We start from the raw sequence: 17774 nt of genomic DNA, 5'->3' as shown, positions 1-17774 counted from the left end.
AACAAATACAAGGAACAGCATCGTGATCAAATTGAAACTGGACAACGTGAACAAACAATTGGGCGGCGCACGGATTCTTCGCGACGTCAGCCTGGAGATTGCCGCGGGCGAGTTCGTGGTGTTCGTTGGCCCTTCGGGCTGCGGAAAATCGACCCTGCTGCGACTGATCGCCGGGCTGGATTCGATCTGCGGCGGCGACCTGCTGATCGACGGACGACGGGTCAACGACCTGGAACCGCGTGAGCGCGGCGTCGGCATGGTGTTTCAGTCGTATGCGCTGTACCCGCACATGAGTGTCTACGACAACATCAGCTTCGGTCTCAAACTGGCCAAGACGGAAAAGAGCAGCTTGCGCGAGCGCGTGCTGAAAACTGCGCAGATCCTGCAACTGGACAAACTGCTGCAACGCAAGCCAAAGGAACTGTCCGGAGGCCAGCGTCAGCGTGTGGCCATGGGCAGAGCCATGGCGCGGGAGCCGGACATTCTGTTGTTCGATGAGCCGCTTTCCAATCTGGACGCATCCCTGCGGGTGCAGATGCGCAACGAAATCGCCCGTCTGCATGCTCGACTGGGCTCGACCATGATCTACGTCACCCACGACCAAGTAGAAGCGATGACCCTGGCCGACAAAATTGTCGTGCTCAACGGCGGCCGCGTGGAACAGGTCGGCTCACCGCGCGAACTCTATGAACGCCCGGCCAGCCGCTTTGTCGCCGGTTTTCTCGGCTCGCCCAGAATGAACTTTATGCCGGCGCGCCTGCATGCCCCAGGCAAAACCAGCCTGATCGACACCCCTGTAGCGGGCATGACTGCCCTGCCCTTCGACAGCTCGAACCTGCCGGCAGACGCGCAGCTGAGCCTGGGGATTCGCCCGGAGCACCTGTCGCTCAAAGCGGCTGAGGGCGCCAACGGTGTCGTCGTGACCGGGGTCGAATACCTGGGCAGCGAAACCTATGTACACCTCGAATCGGGTCAGGACGAACCCCTGATCTGCCGTTGCGAGGTCAACGCCGGATGGCAGGTGGGCGATCGGGTCGAGCTGCAGCTGGACACTGACAACCTGCACCTGTTCGACGCCGACGGCACCGCCTTGAAACGCCATCCGGCCGCCGCCGAACACCTGCCCGATGACGTCGCTCTGCATTCATTCCGAGCACGCGCCCTATGACTTTGTCCTTGAATACCCTGAGCCAGCCAATGCCTTCAGCCCTTGACCTTGCGCAGCGCGCACTGCATGACGGTGCGTCTCGCGTCGTCGACGACTATCGCCCCGGCTATCATATTGCGCCACCGGCCGGCTGGATGAACGACCCGAACGGGGTCGTGTACTTTCGTGGCGAATATCACGTGTTCTATCAACATTACCCATTTGAAGCGAAATGGGGCCCGATGTATTGGGGGCACGCCAAGAGTGCCGACCTGGTTCATTGGCAGCACCTGCCCATTGCGCTGGCGCCCGGTGATGAGTGCGACCGTGACGGTTGTTTTTCCGGTAGCGCAGTGGTGTGTGGGGATACCTTGGCACTGATCTATACCGGGCACACTTGGCTTGGGGAAGTGGGCGACGAACGCTCGATCCGTCAAGTCCAGTGCCTGGCCACCAGTGTCGACGGCATCCGCTTCGTCAAGCATGGCGCAGTCATCGAGACCGCGCCGCAAGACAACATCATGCATTTTCGCGACCCCAAGGTATGGAAGGAGGATGACGCTTGGTACCTCATTGCCGGCGCACGCCTGGGCGACAGGCCGCTGCTTCCGTTGTACCGCTCCACCGATCTGCACACCTGGGAGTTCCTTGACTATATTGCCGCGGGCAGCGACGGCGATGGTTATATGTGGGAGTGTCCGGACCTGTTTCGACTGAACGGACGCGACGTGCTGCTGTATTCCCCGCAAGGCATGCTTGCCCAAGGGTACGAACGGCTGAACAAATACCAGACGGGTTATCGAGTGGGCCGGCTCGACAGCGCGTGGCACTTCACCGGCGGGCCGTTTATCGAGCTGGATAACGGCCACGATTTCTACGCCGCGCAGACCCTCGTGGCCGCCGATGGTCGGCGTCTTGTCTGGGCCTGGCTCGACATGTGGGAAAGCCCGATGCCAAGCCAGGCCCATCACTGGAGCGGCATGCTCGGATTGCCACGCGAACTTGAACTGTGTGCCGATCGTCTGCGCATGTTTCCGGCACGGGAACTCACCGCACTGCGCGGGACGCTGCTGCCGGCTACCGCGTGGTGGGAGGCGTCGGGAAGCCGCTGGGTGCCGCAAGTGAGTGGCGATATGCTGGAAATCCATGTGCATCTGGATTTACTCGGCTGCACCGACGGCCACTTGGGAGTCGCCTTGCGTTGCAGCGACGATGGCCAGGAACAAACCCTGCTCTACTACGATGCGGCGTTGCAGCGCCTGGTTCTTGACCGCAGCCGCTCGGGTGCGCAAGTCAGCGGCCAGCGCAGCGTGGCGATAGACCCGACACAAGGGCAACTGGCACTGCGGGTGTTCCTCGATCGCTCGTCCATTGAAGTGTTCGACGAAAACGGCAGCTTCAGCCTGAGCAGTCGCCTCTACCCGCAGCCCGGCAGTCTGGGGGTGAAGCTCCTTGCAAGCGGGAGTGGTGGGCGTGTCGCCATTCCCAAGGCATGGCCACTCGCCTCGGGATGGTTATGAACCGTGTCATTCGAGTCGCGAGAAGCGCAGGCCATGTGTCATGATTCGGCCTCAACCTGACCGGTCTCGCTTCGCATGACTTCAGTGAAAGACGTTGCACAGCTAGCCGGCGTGTCCCTGATGACGGTTTCCCGAGCGCTCAACAACCCGGAAAAATTGAGCCCCGAAACCTATCAACGGGTGCGCCGCGCCATCGACGAATTGCAATTCGTGCCCAGCCTGTCGGCGCGCAGAATTCGCGGCGACAACCTCCAGACTCGAACCATCGGCGTATTCGCGCTGGACACCGCGACAACCCCGTTCGCCGTCGAACTGCTGCTGTCCATCGAACAGACCGCGCAGCAAGCCGGCTGGAATGTATTTATCCTCAACCTGTTAAGCAACCCGCCCACCGACCAGAACATCGACCTGATGTTATCGCACCGTCCCGACGGGTTGATCTTCAGCGCCATGGGGCTGCGCCAGGTGTGCATTCCCGAGCGATTGAAGAGCACCCGCCTGGTGCTTGCCAATTGCCTGGCGGATGACAGCCGCCTGGTCAGTTATGTGCCCGACGATGAAATGGGGCAGTATCGAGCCGTACATCACGCCTTGAGCCAAGGCTATCGGCGCCCTCTGTTGATCAATCTCCCAAAACAGAGCCTGGCGTGGGGGCTGCGGCAAAAAGGCCTGCAGCGTGCCTGTCAGGCATTCGGGCTGTTGCCTGAGGCACTCCTGCAATATGACCTTTCCGATCATGACGCCTATGGTGAAACCGCGACCATCCTCGACCGGCACATCATCGAGGGTCGCCCCCAATTCGACATTCTGATCTGTGGCAACGACCGGATTGCTTTTTGTGCCTACCAGGTGTTGTTGGGTCGCGGGCTGAAAATCCCCGATGATGTCGCCGTGCTCGGCTACGACAATATGATCGGTATCGCCGAACTGTTCATCCCACCGCTGACAACGGTACAACTGCCGTACTACGAGATCGGTCGCAGGGCCGCCCGACACCTGATCGACGCCGTCGAGGTATCGGGAGCCCAGTCAGTCGATTGCCCGTTGGTTGCCAGGGCGTCGCTCTAAGGGCAGCCATTGCCTCAACCACGCGCACTGTCAGTCAAGACCGAAGACATGCTCACAATCTCCTCACATGGGCGACTCTTGACCCACAGCCCAAACTCTTTCATTACCGCAACGACCGGTTCCAACCGTCGCCCGTCCACGGTGAGTTCGTACTCAACCGTCACGGGTACGGTGGGGAATACCGTCCGTTTGACCAGCCCGGCTTGCTCAAGGGCGCGCAAGTCGAGGGTCAGCATGCGTTGTGAAATAGCCGGAATGTCGCGCCTCAGCGCATTAAAACGCTTCGGCCCATCGAGCAGGTAGGACGCAAGAAGCAGGCGCCAGCGGCCACCCAACAAACGCATCGCTTCTTCGACCGAGCAGCCAGAGATGTTGTCTTTCATAGTCAGAGTCCTGGCCGGGTGTAGGTATATTTTTTGTACCTATACTACAAAATAGTGCGTTCTTCCTATTTTATACCGGGCATCTAGAATCAGCTGAAGCGCGCTCTCCATTGGATTGACAGCGCTCCCCCCTGTCCTGGAGTTTGCCAATGAAGTTGTACTACATCCCCGCGTCTTGCTCGCTTTCGCCCCACATCGTTCTGAATGAATTGGGTCTCGATGCCACGCTGATCAAGGTCGATCACAAGACGCACCTTACCGACTCGGGCGCCGACTACTTCGAGGTCAACCGTCTGGGCTACGTACCCGCCATCGAGCTGGACGATGGCACGCTCCTGCGTGAAGGCCCGGCAATCGTGCAGTATTTGGGCGACCTGAAGCCGGCGCTTGGGCTGGTTCCCGCTCATGGCACCCTCGATCGATACCGACTTCAGGAATGGCTGAGCTTCCTGTCGTCTGAGATTCACAAGGGCTACATTCCGCTGTTGTACGCCACACTCGCAGGTCAATACGTCGAGACTGCCAAGCCAAAGCTGGAAAAGCGCTTCGCCTGGATCGACGAACAATTGAGTACCCGTCCATACCTCATGGGCGATGCCTTCACGGTGGCGGATGCCTATCTGTTCGCATTGACCGGCTGGGGCCAGGCCTCTTGGCTGACCAGCTATTACAAGGCCGACATCCACTTCGAGCACTTGCATAACCTCCGGGCCTGGTATGACCGGGTCAAGGCACGTCCTGCGGTGCGCAAAGCATTGCGAGACGAAGGCCTTGCGTGAAAGGCCTCACGTGCCGATGTTGCCCCGGTCGGCCTCATCGCTCGGTAACCGCTGCGCCTGCACCGCCAGCACATGCCGAATCGTCGCCAGCACCGCGTCCGGGCTGAGGCTCATTGAATCGATGCCAATCGACACCAAAAACTCCGCCATCTCGGGATAATCCGACGGCGCCTGCCCGCAGATTCCCGAGTGTCGGCCGTTACGCTTGGCGCCTTCTACCGCCAGGCGAATCATCTGCTTGACGCCCGGGTCGCGCTCATCGAAATCGAAGGCGACGATTTCCGAGTCGCGGTCCACGCCGAGCGTCAACTGGGTCAGGTCGTTGGAACCGATCGAGAAGCCGTCGAACAGTTTGGCGAACGCGTCGATCTGGATCACGTTGTTGGGTATTTCGCACATGATGTAGACCTCCAGCCCGTTTTCTCCGCGCTGCAGGCCATGGCTGGCCATGGTCGCCAATACCCTTTCGCCCTCCGCCACGGTGCGGCAAAACGGGATCATCAACTTGATGTTGGTGAGGCCAATGTGTTCGCGCGCCCATTTCATCGCCGCGCACTCCAGCGCAAACCCTTCGGCATAAGCCGGATGGCTGTATCGGGACGCGCCGCGAAAACCGATCATCGGGTTGTGTTCTACCGGCTCGAAATACTGCCCACCCAGCAGGGTCGCGTACTCATTGCTCTTGAAGTCGCTCATGCGTACCACGCACGGTTTTGGGTACACCGCTGCGGCAATGGTGGCGACGCCTTCGGCCAAGGTCTTGATGAAAAAATCCGTAGGGTCCGCATGCGCGGCGCTCAGCACGGCGATTTTTTCACGGGTGGCGTCATCCAGCTTTTCCGGGTGGACAAGGGCCATCGGATGGACCTTGATGCATTCATTGATGATGAACTCCATGCGCGCCAGACCGATACCGTCGACCGGCAGCGAGGCCAGGCTGAAGGCCTGATCGGGGTTGGCCAGGTTCATCATGATGCGCGTGTCGGGATGCCCGAGTTGGCTGAGGTCCGTTTCCTCCACATCAAAATCCAGGATGCCGTCGTAGACCGTTCCGATTTCGCCTTCGGCGCAACTGACGGTCAACAAGGCGCCGGTTTTGATTGTCGCTGCCGCATTGGTGGCGCCCACGATCGCGGGAATACCCAGCTCCCGCGCCACGATGGCCGCGTGGCAGGTGCGTCCGCCGCGGTTCGTCACAATCGCGGCGGCGGTTTTCATCACCGGTTCCCAATCCGGAGTCGTGGCTTCGGAGACCAGCACTTCACCCGGTTGAAACTCGCTGAGCTGTTTCACATCGTTGACGATACGGGCCTTCCCGGCACCGATGCGGGTGCCGACCGCCTTCCCCTTGAGCAGCACTGACGAGCGTTGCTTGAGGTGATAGATCTGCAGCACGCTGCCTTTTTTCTGCGAGGCCACCGTTTCGGGGCGCGCCTGGACCATATACAAGTGGCCATCGATCCCGTCTTTCGCCCATTCCATGTCCATGGGTTTGTAGAAACCGGCTTTGCTCGAATAGTGGTTTTCAACCTTGATGGCATAGTCAGCCAGGACCATCACGTCCCCGTCCGAGAGGCAAAAGCGCGTTTGTTCTTCGTCGGGTGTTTCGATATTCGCGGTGTACTCCTGCGCGATGTTCCCGGTATTGAGGGTATCGGTAAACACCATCTTCTTTTCTTTGCTGCCCAGGCTACGCTTGAGCACGCCACGATAACCGGCGACGAAGCTGGGTTTGTGTACGTAGAAACTGTCCGGGGCCAGCGCGCCCTGCACCACATTCTCCCCAAGCCCCCACGCGGCGTTGATGAACACGACATCCTTGAAGCCGGTTTCCGTATCCAGGGAAAACATCACGCCACTGGCCCCGAGATCACTGCGCACCATTTTCATGATGACGACGGCGAGATCGACTTTGAAGCAATCAAAGCCGTTGTCGTATTTGTAATGGATCGACCGATCGGTGAAGTTGGAGGCCAGGCAACGCTTGTAGGCATCGAGCAGCGCATCTTCATTGGCGATGTTGAGATAGGTCTCGTTCTGCCCGGCAAATGACGCCTGCGGCGAGTCCTCGGCGGTTGCCGAGGAGCGCACGGCCAGTGAAAGGCTGTTGCCATATTCGCGCTTGAGCTGGGCGTAACTGTGCAGTATCGCGCTCTTCAGGTCTTCCGGCAGCGTACAGCCATACACAATCGCCCGCGCCCGTTTGCCGCGGGCTTGCAGGTCCTTGATGTCGTTGGGGTCGAGGCCGTCGAGCGCGGCATGCAGCGGCGCCCACGCCTTGTTGTGCTCAAGGACATAACGGTACGCGTCTGAAGTAACGGCAAACCCGTTGGGTACGCGGATGCCCTGGCCTGTCAGGTTCTGGTACATCTCTCCCAGCGAGGCGTTCTTGCCACCGACCTGTGCGACGTCGTTGATACCCAAGTCCTTGAACCAACGAATGTGCGGCTGTGAATGGGTCACGATATCTCTCCATTGAGTGAGGGGGCCGCCAGGGATACCCGATTGGCCTTCAGCAATCGCAGATACAGGGCGCTGTAAGGCTTTATGGCTTGGTGCCAATCGAACGGCTTGCGCATGGCGCGGCAACGCATTGCATTGAGCAGTTCAGGGTTGGCGAACACCTTGATCGCCCGCGTCAGTGCTGCCGCGTAGCTTTCCACGGTGGGTTCCTCGAACAGAAAACCGCTCACGCCATCTTCGATCGTGTCGGCCAGCCCACCGGTATTACGGGCTACCGGTAATGAGCCGAAACGCTGCGCATACATCTGGCTCAGGCCGCACGGTTCATAGCGCGACGGCATGAGCAGGAAGTCACTGCCGGCAAACATGCGCCGGGCATCCGTTTCGTTGAAGCCGATAAGCACACCGACCTGGCCCGGGAAGCGCTGGGCCAGCTCCCGTGCGGCCTCCTCTTCCTGCGGTTCGCCACGGCCGATGATGGCGATCTGCCCGCCCTGCCTGACGATGTGCCCGGCAACGCCAATGGTCAGATCCAGGCCTTTCTGGAAGACCAGACGCGATACCACCGCGAACAGAGGCCCCGTCGACGGCTTGAGATTGAACAACTGACGGACATAGTGGGCGTTCACCGCCTTGCCGAGCCAATCGTTAGCGGCAAACCGGCAGATCAAGTGCTCATCGGTTTCGGCGTCCCAACTGGCGTCGATACCATTGGCAATGCCGCTGAGCAGCCCTTGTTCGGCTTTGCTCTGCAGAAAGCCGTCCAGGCCGCAACCGAATGCTGGCGTGGTGATTTCCCGGGCGTAGGTCGCGCTGACGGTGGTGATGTGGTTGGCATAGGCCATGCCGGCCTTGAGCAATGAGAGCTTGCCGTAGAACTCCATACCGTCCGAGGCCAGCGCGTGCTCGGGGATGCCCAGTTCGCGCCGGGAACCGCTGCTGACCATGCCTTGATAGGCAAGGTTATGGATGGTGAAAACGCTCGGCGTGGCCTGCCCACGCCAGCGCATGTACGCCGGCGCGAGGCCGGCCGGCCAATCATGCGCGTGCACCAGCTCCGGACGCCACTGGCACTTCACCGCGCCTGCGGCGAAGTCGGCCGCGGCCAGGCCGAGACGGGCAAACCGGATATGGTTATCCGGCCAGTCACGGCCATTGTTATCCCCGTAAGGAGTGCCTTCACGCTCATACAGTTCGGGACAGATCACCAGGTAAATGACCAGGCCATCCGTCATGTCCATCCGCCCGATCTTGCACGCCGGCAATGCCGCATGGCCCTCCAGCTCGCTGATCACATGGACCGGATTTCCGCTGTTGAGCACTTGCGGGTAACCCGGCATCAACACGCGCACATCGTGCAGGGGATGCAGGGCCCGGGGCAATGCCGCCGATACATCGCCGAGCCCGCCGGTTTTCACGAGGCCGGCCAATTCGGAGGTCACGAACAAGACCTTGGCTCTCGCCGCCACGCTGGTAATGGCCGGTGAAACCGGCGCTAGCGCCAGCGGATCAACAGTCGAGGTAACCCATTCACTGACCGGCAGATTGAAACGTTCAGCCTGCGGGGAAATGGCGGCTGCGCCCATGATCCTTTTCCTTTTTGTTGAGTCGAGAGTGCGGGAAGACGGTTAAGTCAGTCGCACGAGTATCTGGGGTTGCTCCCAATGGCCTCTGATCTTTATCAACAAATGCGCTTTGCTGCCGCGTGGGACAGCGCCCATTGCGACAGACGACACCTCAGCCTGGCGTTGTTGATTTAGCTCAATGATTTTCCATGGCGCAGGTGTAGAAATTTTAAAGCGAGGGCGTGCGTCCCCGCCCCAGCCTACGGAAGCCACCATGCCCGATGCCAGCGAACCCTTTGCCATCGCCACCCACCAGTTGCGCAAATGCTTCGATCACTTCGTGGCACTCGAAGGGTTGAGCCTGCAAGTGCCGCATGCCTGCATATTCGGCCTGTTGGGCCCGAATGGGGCCGGCAAGAGCACTGCCATCAAGATGCTCACCACCTTACTGGACCCCACTTCCGGCTCGGCGACGGTGGCGGGTTTCGATATCGCGCGCCAACCCGTCGAGGTGCGCCGCCATATCGGCTACGTGCCGCAGATGCTCTCGGCGGACGGCGCATTGACCGCCATCGAGAACTTGAACCTTTCGGCGCGGTTGCAGGGGTTGCGCGGTGCTGAGCGCCGGGCCCGGGTCAAAGAAGCGCTCGCGTTCGCCGGCCTGGAGGCGACGGCCTCAAAACTGGTTCGTGCCTATTCCGGCGGCATGATCCGTCGCCTGGAAATCGCCCAGGCCACCTTGCACAACCCCCAAGTGCTGTTTCTGGATGAGCCGACCATCGGCCTGGACCCCATCGCACGCCGAACCGTCTGGGAACGCCTGGAACACTTGCGCGAGAAAGGCACGACGATCCTGATCACCACCCACGACATGGAAGAAGCCGACACGTTGTGTGATGAACTGGCAATCCTCCATCAGGGACGCCTGGCCGTCGTCGGCAAGCCCGAGTCGCTCAAGGCGCAAGTCGGCGAAAATGCCAGCCTGGACGACGTCTTCGTGCATTTCAGTGGCGTCGGCCTTGAACAAGGCGGCGATTACCGTGGCACACGCGATAGCCGTGATGCGATCCAGAGGTTGGGATGAACCGCCTGCTCAGTTACCTCAACGAGACATTCGCGGTCTGCGACGCCGAGGTGCGCAAGCTGATTCGCGACCCTACCGAGCTGCTGTCCAGAGCCATCCAGCCGGTGCTGTGGCTGGCGGTATTCGGCCAGGTCTTCAGCCAGGTGCGCGGCATTCCCACCGGTAACCTGCGTTATCTGGACTTCATGGCCCCGGGCATTCTGGCGCAGAGCATCCTGTTCAGTGCGATCTTCTACGGCATCGCCATCATCTGGGAACGCGATCTGGGGATCGTGCATAAACTCCTGGTCACCCCGGCGCACCGCAGCGCGTTGATCATGGGCAAGGCCTTCGCCGCAGGCCTGCGCGGGCTGGTGCAAGCGGCCGTGGTCTATCTGGTGGCGATTGCCTTGCACGTTGAAATCCGTTGGGAGTTGATGCCGATCCTGACAGTGGCCGCTGGCGTCTTCGTGGGCTCGTGTATCTTCTCGACGTTTTCCCTGGTCATCGCCTGCATCGTCAAAACCCGGGAGCGCTTCATGGGCATCGGCCAAGTCCTGACCATGCCGTTGTTTTTCGCCTCCAACGCGATTTACCCCCTGGAGTTGATGCCCGGCTGGTTGAAAGTGATTGCCGTGTGCAACCCGCTGACCTACCTGGTCGATGCATTGCGCTCAGGCATGATTGTCGGTGGAACCAGTGTGTATGCCCTGACCACCAGCTTTGCGGTGATGCTCTCGGTGTTCACCGTTCTTCTGCTGTTGGCCGCCAGGCTTTACCCCGGTTTGGCTCGCTGACAATAGGCGTATCGCAGCTCAACGCTGCCACGCAATCAATGGGTTTTCCGCTGGCAGAAAGGCATCCGCGTGCCAGGCGCGAACCCTCGGAGTGTAGTGCTCCAGCGGGCGCGTGGCGGCGACCGAAATGGAATAGATATAACCCTGGATGGCGCCCGGAATCACATCGACGGCATTCATCAGCAAGCACTCTGCGGGGTACTCGTCGCACAGGCCGCCATAGAGTTCCACCTTGACCCACAGAGGCGAGATCTCACCCAAATAGACCGGCACGCGAACGCACAGGCAGTCGCCATCGCGATGCCCCTCGACCGCGCCGAAGTGAATATTGTCCCAGGCCGCCGTCAACGCCTTCTGCCAGGCATGGAGCGTGCGCGCCAGTGCCGCGTTATCCTCGCGGCGGCGTCGAAACGCCTGAATCGCCGGTTGGTAAAGATGCTCCAGGTATTCCTGCAGCATGCGATTGCTGCTGTAGTACGGCCCCAGCTGCGACATACTGGCGCGCATGCGTTGCACCCAGTCGCGTGGAATACCCTGTGCATCGCGTGAATAGAACGTGGGGACCACCTCGTTTTCCAACAGACCGTACAAGCGCTCGGCGTCGACGTCGTCATCGCTCGGCGCGTCATCCCCGATCGCCCAGCCATAGGCGGGCTGGTACGCTTGCGCCCACCAACCATCGAGTTCCGAGAGGTTCAACCCGCCGTTGACGAGCACCTTCATGCCACTGGTGCCGCAGGCTTCCCAGGGCCGACGCGGGGTGTTGATCCAGACATCGACGCCTTGCACCAGGTGTTGGGCCATTTCCAGGTCGTAGTCTTCCAGGAACACCACATGCCGGCGCAGCCCCGGGCGATGCACGAAGTCGAGCCATGCCTGGATCAGTTGCTTGCCGCGCTCATCGGCGGGATGAGCCTTGCCAGCGATGAGCAGTTGTACCGGATGCTGCTCGTTGGTTAACAGCCGCGCCAGGCGGTCGCTGTCGTGCAGCAGCAGGTTCGGGCGCTTATAGTCGGTGAAGCGTCGCGCAAACCCGAGCGTGAGGCAGTTGGGGTCAAACACCTGCCCGCCCTCCGCCACCTGCTGCGCCGACTCGCCACGCTGCTCGAGCTGCCAGGCCAGGCGCTTGCGCGCATAGTTCACCAGGTCGCGCCGTTGCTCGGCAGCCATGTTCCACAAGGCCTCGTCGTCATTGTTGGCGACCGTCGCCGGCAGCAACTCGACTGCGCCGCGCCAACGCTCCTTGCCGCAGCTTGTGGTCCACAGATGATCGGACCACATTGAGTCCCAGGACGGCACATGCACACCGTTGGTGACATGCCCCACCGGTATCTCTTGAACAGGCCAGCGGGGATACAAATCGCTGAATAGCCGTCGGCTGACCTCGCCGTGCAAGCGGCTCACGCCATTGGCTTGAGCGCACCCACGCAGCGCCAGAAAAGCCATGTTGAAGGGTTCATCCGCGTCCGACGGATTGCGTCGGCCCAACGCCAGCAACTCGTGCGATGTGAGGCGGCAGTCGTCGAGATAGCCGCGGGCATATTTGAGTACCAGTTCCGCGGAAAACACATCGAAACCCGCAGCCACTGGCGTATGGGTCGTAAACACGTTGCCTGCCCGCGTCGCCCACCAGGCTTCCTGGAACGATGTGCCCTTCTGATGCATGAAGCGCCGGGCACGCTCCAGCACCAGCAGTGCAGCATGACCTTCGTTGAGGTGGCACACATCGACATTGATCGCCAACGCTTCGAGTGTGGCCCAGCCGCCGATGCCAAGCACCACTTCCTGCAGCAAGCGCATCTCCGAACCGCCGCCGTACAACTTCGAGGTGATACCACGGTCGCTGGCGCCGTTGAGCAGGTCATTACTGTCGAGCAGGTACAGGCTGGTACGCCCGACGATGGCCTGCCACACGCGTAAATACAGGGTCCGGCCGGGAAGCGCCAAGGGGATTTTCAACCACGCGCCGTCCTGTCCAAACGTCGGCTGGATCGGCAGGCTGGTGGGGTCGTTATAGGGGTAGGCCTCCTGCTGGCGCCCCATCGCGTCGATGGATTGTCGAAAATAGCCTTCCTGATAGAGCAACCCCACCCCGAGCACCGGTACGCCCATGTCGCTTGCCGTCTTCAGGTAATCCCCGGCCAGCACACCGAGCCCGCCGGCATAAAGCGCCAGCGCCTCGCTCAGGCCGAATTCCATGCTGAAGTAGGCGATCCGCTTGGAATCGCCAGCGCTTGTCTGCTGCGCATACCAACCCGGCTCGCTGAGGTAGTGCCGATGCTCTTCGATGGCGTGCGTGAGGGTTTGCGAGAACGTCGCATCTCGGCAGAGTTCTCCTAGCCGGTGCGGCGAGGTGTTCTGCAGTATCAACCAGGGGTTGTGGGTACGCTCCCACAGCTGCGGGTCGATGCTTTTCCAGAGCTCGTCGAGCGCATGGTTCCAGGTCCAGCGCAGGTTAAGCGCAAGCTCGGTCAATGCGCGCAACTGCTCTGGCAGTTCGCGTGGCAAGAATGCATACACGTCGACACCTCAAGGCGATAGTGGCTAAAGCGCCTCGCTCGATGCCGGCGCCGGCAGCAAGGCCAGGCTGTGTCGAGCGATGACTGCATTTTCATCAGTGGCGATGACCCAGGCCGATACCGGGCTGTCCGGCGTCGTCAGGCAGGCTCCGGTGGGAGGGTGCTGGTTGCGGGTTACGCCTAACCAGGCGCAACCGTCGAGAATCCCGTCACGCACGGTGGGTGCATGTTCGCCAATGCCGCCGGTGAACACCAACGCGTCGAGCCCGCCGAGCAATGCGGCCAGCGCGCCGATCTCCTTGACGGCACGCCGTACAAACAACTCAACGGCCTGCGCGGCCCCTTCGGCGTGGCTGGCCAGCAGCGTCCGCATATCACTCGCCACACCGCCAGAGACGCCCAGCAATCCGGACTCGTGGTACAGCAGGTGTTCAACCGCCGCCGCGCTCATGCCGCGTTCGCGCAGCAGGTACAGCACGATGCCGGGGTCCAGGTTGCCCGGGCGGGTGCCCATCAACAGCCCGTCCAGGGTGGAAAACCCCATGGTGGTGCCGCAACTGATGCGGTTACGCATCGCGCACAGGCTGGCACCGTTGCCCAGGTGTGCGACCAGGGTGCGCCCGGCCGCCGCGCGCGGGTCGTAATCCGCCAGGACCCCGGCAATGTACTCGTAGGACAAACCGTGGAAGCCGTAACGCCGCAGGCCCGCCTCGCTCAGTGCCCGGGGCAGGCCGTACAAGGTTTCCAGCGGGTCGAGCGTGTGGTGAAAGGCGGTGTCGAAGCAGGCCACCTGAGGCAGGTCGGGATGCTCGCGGGCCATATGGAGAATCGGTGCCAGGCACAAGGGCTGGTGCAAGGGCGCCATTGGAATCAGTCGTTGTATCTCGTCGATCAGCGCGCTATCGACCCGCGCAGCCACTTCCCGACGGGCGCCGCCATGGACCACCCGATGCGCCGCGCCGACAATCTGCCATTGGCGGTTGCTGCCCAGCCAACGCATCAGGTTGCCCAGGGAAACTGCGTCCATGCAACTGTCGGCGCGCCATTGCTCCTGATGTTCGGCCTCGGATCCTGGGGCCTGATACACCAGCGTTGCCCTGCCCTGGCGCACTTCAATCATGCCGCTGCCCAGGCAATGGACCGTTGGTGCCGCCACGAAGTAAAGGGAAAACTTGAGGGTTGAAGAGCCCGCATTCAGCACCAACAACGCCGGGCAAGGGGCATCCATCATGCGCGGCTCCACAGCGCCGGGGAATCCACGGCCTGACGGGAGCCGCCAAGCAGTAACCGTAATGCTCGCATCATGGGCCGCCTCGACACTCGATGAGGTTACAGGGAACCTTACCCCAGGTTGGCCTAATCCTGGCATCCACGGGGCGCGGCGGCTTGATCTTCCTCAATAAAATGTGCCCGTTACGGTTCAGCGCGTTCCTGGCGCATCAATATCATCGACGAACAACACTTTGGCGTTTAACGACGAAAACACCCGCGAAAAAATGTTTTTTGAAAAACAATTCAATCAGTTAAGTATTGCGACTGATCCGCAGACACTTACATCTGATCTAAATCAACCAGACCCAGCCCCTTCGCGCAGAAATTAGATGCAGCAGTCGCACCCTCGCATTCGACGGTGCAGATACTCACGTTTTCGTGGAGGCTCGTCATGGCTACGCATCTGCAAGGCTCTCAACCGATCGTCCCGCCGGCGGTCCAACCCGTGGCAGGCAGTCTGCGCAAGGTAGAACCCAAGCGCTTGTCGCTGAGCTTGTTGATTGCCCTGGTGGTCGGTTCGATGATCGGCAGCGGCATTTTCAGCCTGCCGCAAAACATGGCTGCCAGTGCGGGCGCCGGTGCGATTCTGATCGGTTGGTTGATCACCGGCGTCGGCATGCTGTCGCTGGCGCTGGTCTATCAGACTCTGTCGAACCGCCAGCCCGCGCTGGACAACGGTGTGTTTGCCTATGCGCGTGCGCTGGGTGGCGAATACCTGAGCTTCAACTCCGCCTGGGGTTACTGGATCAGTGCCTGGATCGGCAACGTCAGTTACCTGGTGATCCTGTTCGCTGCGCTGAGTTACTTCTTCCCGGTGTTTGGCGAAGGCAATAACAAGGCGGCGATCGCCGGTGCGTCCGTGGTGTTGTGGGCGTTGCACTGGATGATCCTCAGGGGCTTGCGCACCGCTGCGCGGGCCAATGCGTTGACGACGGTCGCGAAGATCGTGCCGTTGCTGTTGTTCATCGGCCTGGTGATCGCCGCGTTCCAGCGTGAAACGTTCACTGTCGACTTCTGGGGCTCGCCGGCGTTGGGCAGTACGCTCGATCAAGTCAAAAGCACGATGCTGGTCACCGTTTGGGTGTTTATCGGGATCGAGGGTGCCAACGTGTTTTCTGCCCGTGCGGCGGAGCGGGCCAATGTCGGGCGGGCCACGGTGATCGGTTTTGTCATCACGTTGTTGCTGCTGATTTCGGTGTCCTTGCTGTCGCTGGGGGTGCTCAAACAACCGGAACTCGCCGCCTTGAAGAACCCCTCGATGGCGGGCGTGCTGCAGGCCGCGGCCGGGCCATGGGGCGCGGTGCTGATCAGCATCGGCCTGATCGTTTCGGTCGGCGGCGCCCTGCTCGCCTGGACGTTGCTGGCGGCCGAGTCGGTGTTCACGCCCGCCAAGGAAAAGGTCATGCCTGTCTCGCTGGGCGTGGAAAACACCCAAGGCGCGCCAGCCAATGCGCTGTGGCTGACCAACGGCTGCATTCAATTGTTCTTGCTGCTGACCTTGTATTCGAGCGCTACCTATCTCGCGCTGATCTCCCTGGCCACCTCGATGATTCTATTGCCGTACCTGTTCAGCGGCCTGTATGCGCTGAAACTGACCTGGAAGGGTGACACCTATGCCGGCCACCGCGGCCTGCAATTGCGCGACATGGCCATCGCGGCCGTCGCCACGCTGTATTGCATGTGGTTGCTCTATGCCGCCGGGCCGAAATACATGCTGCTCAGCGCCCTCCTCTACGCCCCGGGCTCGTTGATCTACCTGGGCACCCTGCGCGCCCGTCAGGGACAAGCGCTCAGCGGCCCCGAGACCGGCCTGTTGATCATCATCTGGGCGGCCGCGGCCTATGCCGGCTGGATGCTGTGGTCGGGGACGCTGACCTTGTAACGATGGGCTTGCCCCCGTGTTCTGTCCTGGCAGGCCGCGCAGAGGCCGTTCTGCTGCCTGCCTTCTATCTGAGAGGAGTACCGAAAGATGAGCAATTCCGCAAAAAAAATGCCGGTCACTACCGAACACAAATCCGACCAGCATCCCGTGACGACAGACCTGTGGCGGCCGCTGGAAAAACTGCGGCAACAGGTGGACCACCTGTTTGATGACTTCAATCTCGGTTCCGGCCTGTCGCCCTTCAGCCGGGGGCTGTTCGACGTTGAACCGTTCTGGCGTCGCGAGCTGATCGGCCATGGCATGCCTGCCGTGGACATCACCGAGAAAGACAAAAGCTACGAGATCACCGCCGAAGTACCCGGCATGGATCAGAAAGACATTGAGGTCAAACTGTCCAACGGCAGCCTGATCATCAAAGGCGAGAAACAGGAGGACAAGGAAGAAAAACGCAAAGGCTACCACCTTAGCGAGCGTCACTACGGTTCCTTCGAGCGGGTGTTCAACCTGCCCAAAGGTATTGATGCCGATAAGATCGACGCGAGTTTCAGCAAAGGCGTGCTGTGCATCTCGTTGCCGAAAAAGCCAGAAGCCATGAAAGCGGATAAAGTCGTGCCGATCAAAGGCGAATGAATCCCAGGCTGCACTGCCCCTTGGCGGGAAACCGACAAGGGGCTTTTTTTATCTGCAGTGGTTCAACGCTTCATCCCCGGAAAATATCGAACAGCTCGATCTTCAAGAGCGTGCGAATGCACAGGTAACGCCTGCCGAACGTCAGCCTAAGCCACATGTTCAGCGTCAGTCCGTTACGCGAAGAGATGATAGTCGGGGAAAACCACGCCAATGCTGTTGAGTCGACGCGCAGGTGCCAGATGTGCTGCCTGGCAGGACTGGTTGCAGGCCTGCGGCTGTCTTGCAGCAAACCCGACGACGTGTCGGGTGCTGCAACCGTTCACTATTTGCGGCTGGCTTTTTCGAGCATCCGGCTGGCGCGCTCATTGGCCTGGTCGGCAGTCTGTTGCGCCTGATTGGCCGCCATCGCCGCCTGCTCCGCTTTCGAGTAGGCTTCATCGGCTCTGGCGCGTGCCGACAGCGCAGTGCTTTGAGCAGCCTCCAGGCGTGCATCCAGTTCTTTGGCCGGTTTGTTACTGCAACCAGCCGATAACGCGAGGAGGACGCTGAGCAACACTACGGGTAAACGCATATTCATGGGTATTCTCCTTGAGGGTCGTAGCAGGAACGCTCCGGCTACGGTTCAAGTATCCGGCGCCGTCGGTGCGGGGCTCTGATTTTTGTCAACTTTCGACCAAGAATCAGAC

The 17774-nt window shown here is 60.8% G+C and carries 14 protein-coding genes; 8 read left to right on the top strand and 6 right to left on the bottom strand.

The window, feature by feature from the left end; translation table 11 throughout:
* Nucleotides 1-22 precede the first annotated feature (22 nt).
* The 3 genes from JN756_RS15440 (at nucleotide 23) to JN756_RS15430 (ending at nucleotide 3735) form a co-directional block, all read left to right on the top strand.
* On the top strand, nucleotides 23-1168 hold the full coding sequence (locus JN756_RS15440) for an ABC transporter ATP-binding protein (RefSeq protein WP_108524081.1): 1146 nt from the start codon (nucleotides 23-25) through the stop codon (nucleotides 1166-1168).
* On the top strand, nucleotides 1165-2667 hold the full coding sequence (locus JN756_RS15435) for a glycoside hydrolase family 32 protein (RefSeq protein WP_201022244.1): 1503 nt from the start codon (nucleotides 1165-1167) through the stop codon (nucleotides 2665-2667). The genes JN756_RS15440 and JN756_RS15435 overlap by 4 nt, the downstream gene beginning before the upstream one ends.
* Before the next feature lie 75 nt (nucleotides 2668-2742).
* Nucleotides 2743-3735 carry a LacI family DNA-binding transcriptional regulator gene (locus tag JN756_RS15430; protein WP_046383407.1) on the top strand — a complete coding sequence of 331 codons (993 nt, stop codon included), beginning with the start codon at nucleotides 2743-2745 and terminating at the stop codon, nucleotides 3733-3735.
* Nucleotides 3736-3749: 14 nt separating this feature from the next.
* Here the strand turns inward: JN756_RS15430 and JN756_RS15425 are convergent, their stop codons facing one another.
* Nucleotides 3750-4118 (bottom strand): winged helix-turn-helix transcriptional regulator, encoded by a 369-nt coding sequence (locus tag JN756_RS15425; RefSeq protein WP_046383406.1) that lies wholly within the window; start codon nucleotides 4116-4118, stop codon nucleotides 3750-3752.
* A 149-nt stretch (nucleotides 4119-4267) separates the two neighbouring features.
* On the opposite strand from JN756_RS15425, the gene gstA reads away from it, so the two are divergent.
* Nucleotides 4268-4897 carry a glutathione transferase GstA gene (gene gstA, locus JN756_RS15420; protein ID WP_201022243.1) on the top strand — a complete coding sequence of 210 codons (630 nt, stop codon included), beginning with the start codon at nucleotides 4268-4270 and terminating at the stop codon, nucleotides 4895-4897.
* Between the two features lie 6 nt (nucleotides 4898-4903).
* Here the strand turns inward: gstA and ppsA are convergent, their stop codons facing one another.
* Nucleotides 4904-7360, bottom strand: coding sequence for a phosphoenolpyruvate synthase (gene ppsA / locus JN756_RS15415; RefSeq protein WP_201022242.1), 2457 nt, complete (start codon nucleotides 7358-7360; stop codon nucleotides 4904-4906).
* Nucleotides 7357-8949: a glycogen synthase GlgA gene (glgA, locus tag JN756_RS15410; RefSeq protein ID WP_057004104.1), complete on the bottom strand. Its 1593-nt coding sequence runs from the start codon at nucleotides 8947-8949 to the stop codon at nucleotides 7357-7359. The genes ppsA and glgA overlap by 4 nt, the downstream gene beginning before the upstream one ends.
* A 250-nt stretch (nucleotides 8950-9199) precedes the next feature.
* On the opposite strand from glgA, the gene JN756_RS15405 reads away from it, so the two are divergent.
* Both JN756_RS15405 and JN756_RS15400 read left to right on the top strand, forming a co-directional pair.
* Nucleotides 9200-10009, top strand: a complete 810-nt coding sequence (locus JN756_RS15405; RefSeq protein ID WP_057004103.1) for an ABC transporter ATP-binding protein — start codon at nucleotides 9200-9202, stop codon at nucleotides 10007-10009.
* Nucleotides 10006-10785: an ABC transporter permease gene (locus tag JN756_RS15400; protein WP_169850537.1), complete on the top strand. Its 780-nt coding sequence runs from the start codon at nucleotides 10006-10008 to the stop codon at nucleotides 10783-10785. Before JN756_RS15405 ends, JN756_RS15400 begins: the two co-directional genes overlap by 4 nt.
* Nucleotides 10786-10803: 18 nt before the next feature.
* Here JN756_RS15400 and glgP read toward each other — a convergent pair whose 3' ends face one another.
* Both glgP and JN756_RS15390 read right to left on the bottom strand, forming a co-directional pair.
* Complete coding sequence (gene glgP, locus JN756_RS15395; protein WP_201022241.1) at nucleotides 10804-13305, bottom strand: alpha-glucan family phosphorylase; 2502 nt, start codon at nucleotides 13303-13305, stop codon at nucleotides 10804-10806.
* Between the two features lie 24 nt (nucleotides 13306-13329).
* Nucleotides 13330-14535 carry an acetate/propionate family kinase gene (locus tag JN756_RS15390; protein ID WP_201022240.1) on the bottom strand — a complete coding sequence of 402 codons (1206 nt, stop codon included), beginning with the start codon at nucleotides 14533-14535 and terminating at the stop codon, nucleotides 13330-13332.
* Nucleotides 14536-14967: 432 nt separating this feature from the next.
* Here JN756_RS15390 and arcD point away from each other — a divergent pair, with 432 nt between their 5' ends.
* Nucleotides 14968-16458: an arginine-ornithine antiporter gene (arcD, locus tag JN756_RS15385; RefSeq protein WP_057004100.1), complete on the top strand. Its 1491-nt coding sequence runs from the start codon at nucleotides 14968-14970 to the stop codon at nucleotides 16456-16458.
* Between the two features lie 87 nt (nucleotides 16459-16545).
* The gene (locus JN756_RS15380) at nucleotides 16546-17088 is read left to right on the top strand and encodes an Hsp20/alpha crystallin family protein (protein WP_046383400.1); all 543 of its coding nucleotides are present in this window, start codon (nucleotides 16546-16548) and stop codon (nucleotides 17086-17088) included.
* 322 nt (nucleotides 17089-17410) lie between these two features.
* Here JN756_RS15380 and JN756_RS15375 read toward each other — a convergent pair whose 3' ends face one another.
* On the bottom strand, nucleotides 17411-17665 hold the full coding sequence (locus tag JN756_RS15375; RefSeq protein WP_017845783.1) for an Lpp/OprI family alanine-zipper lipoprotein: 255 nt from the start codon (nucleotides 17663-17665) through the stop codon (nucleotides 17411-17413).
* Between the last annotated feature and the right edge of the window lie 109 nt (nucleotides 17666-17774).

The sequence above is a fragment of the Pseudomonas sp. Y39-6 genome, assembly GCF_023651955.1.
Taxonomy (GTDB): domain Bacteria; phylum Pseudomonadota; class Gammaproteobacteria; order Pseudomonadales; family Pseudomonadaceae; genus Aquipseudomonas; species Aquipseudomonas veronii.
Note: the sequence above shows the minus strand (reverse complement) of the source record. Positions and strands in the feature narration are given on the sequence as shown.

Bases quoted from the DNA above. Each gene is read 5' to 3' on its own strand.
- JN756_RS15405 (WP_057004103.1), top strand. From the start codon at position 9,200: ATGCCCGATGCCAGCGAACCCTTTGCCATCGCCACCCACCAGTTGCGC.
- arcD (WP_057004100.1), top strand. From the start codon at position 14,968: ATGGCTACGCATCTGCAAGGCTCTCAACCGATCGTCCCGCCGGCGGTC.
- JN756_RS15380 (WP_046383400.1), top strand. From the start codon at position 16,546: ATGAGCAATTCCGCAAAAAAAATGCCGGTCACTACCGAACACAAATCC.
- JN756_RS15425 (WP_046383406.1), bottom strand. From the start codon at position 4,118: ATGAAAGACAACATCTCTGGCTGCTCGGTCGAAGAAGCGATGCGTTTG.
- JN756_RS15390 (WP_201022240.1), bottom strand. From the start codon at position 14,535: ATGATGGATGCCCCTTGCCCGGCGTTGTTGGTGCTGAATGCGGGCTCT.
- JN756_RS15435 (WP_201022244.1), top strand. From the start codon at position 1,165: ATGACTTTGTCCTTGAATACCCTGAGCCAGCCAATGCCTTCAGCCCTT.
- JN756_RS15400 (WP_169850537.1), top strand. From the start codon at position 10,006: ATGAACCGCCTGCTCAGTTACCTCAACGAGACATTCGCGGTCTGCGAC.
- JN756_RS15430 (WP_046383407.1), top strand. From the start codon at position 2,743: ATGACTTCAGTGAAAGACGTTGCACAGCTAGCCGGCGTGTCCCTGATG.
- JN756_RS15375 (WP_017845783.1), bottom strand. From the start codon at position 17,665: ATGAATATGCGTTTACCCGTAGTGTTGCTCAGCGTCCTCCTCGCGTTA.
- gstA (WP_201022243.1), top strand. From the start codon at position 4,268: ATGAAGTTGTACTACATCCCCGCGTCTTGCTCGCTTTCGCCCCACATC.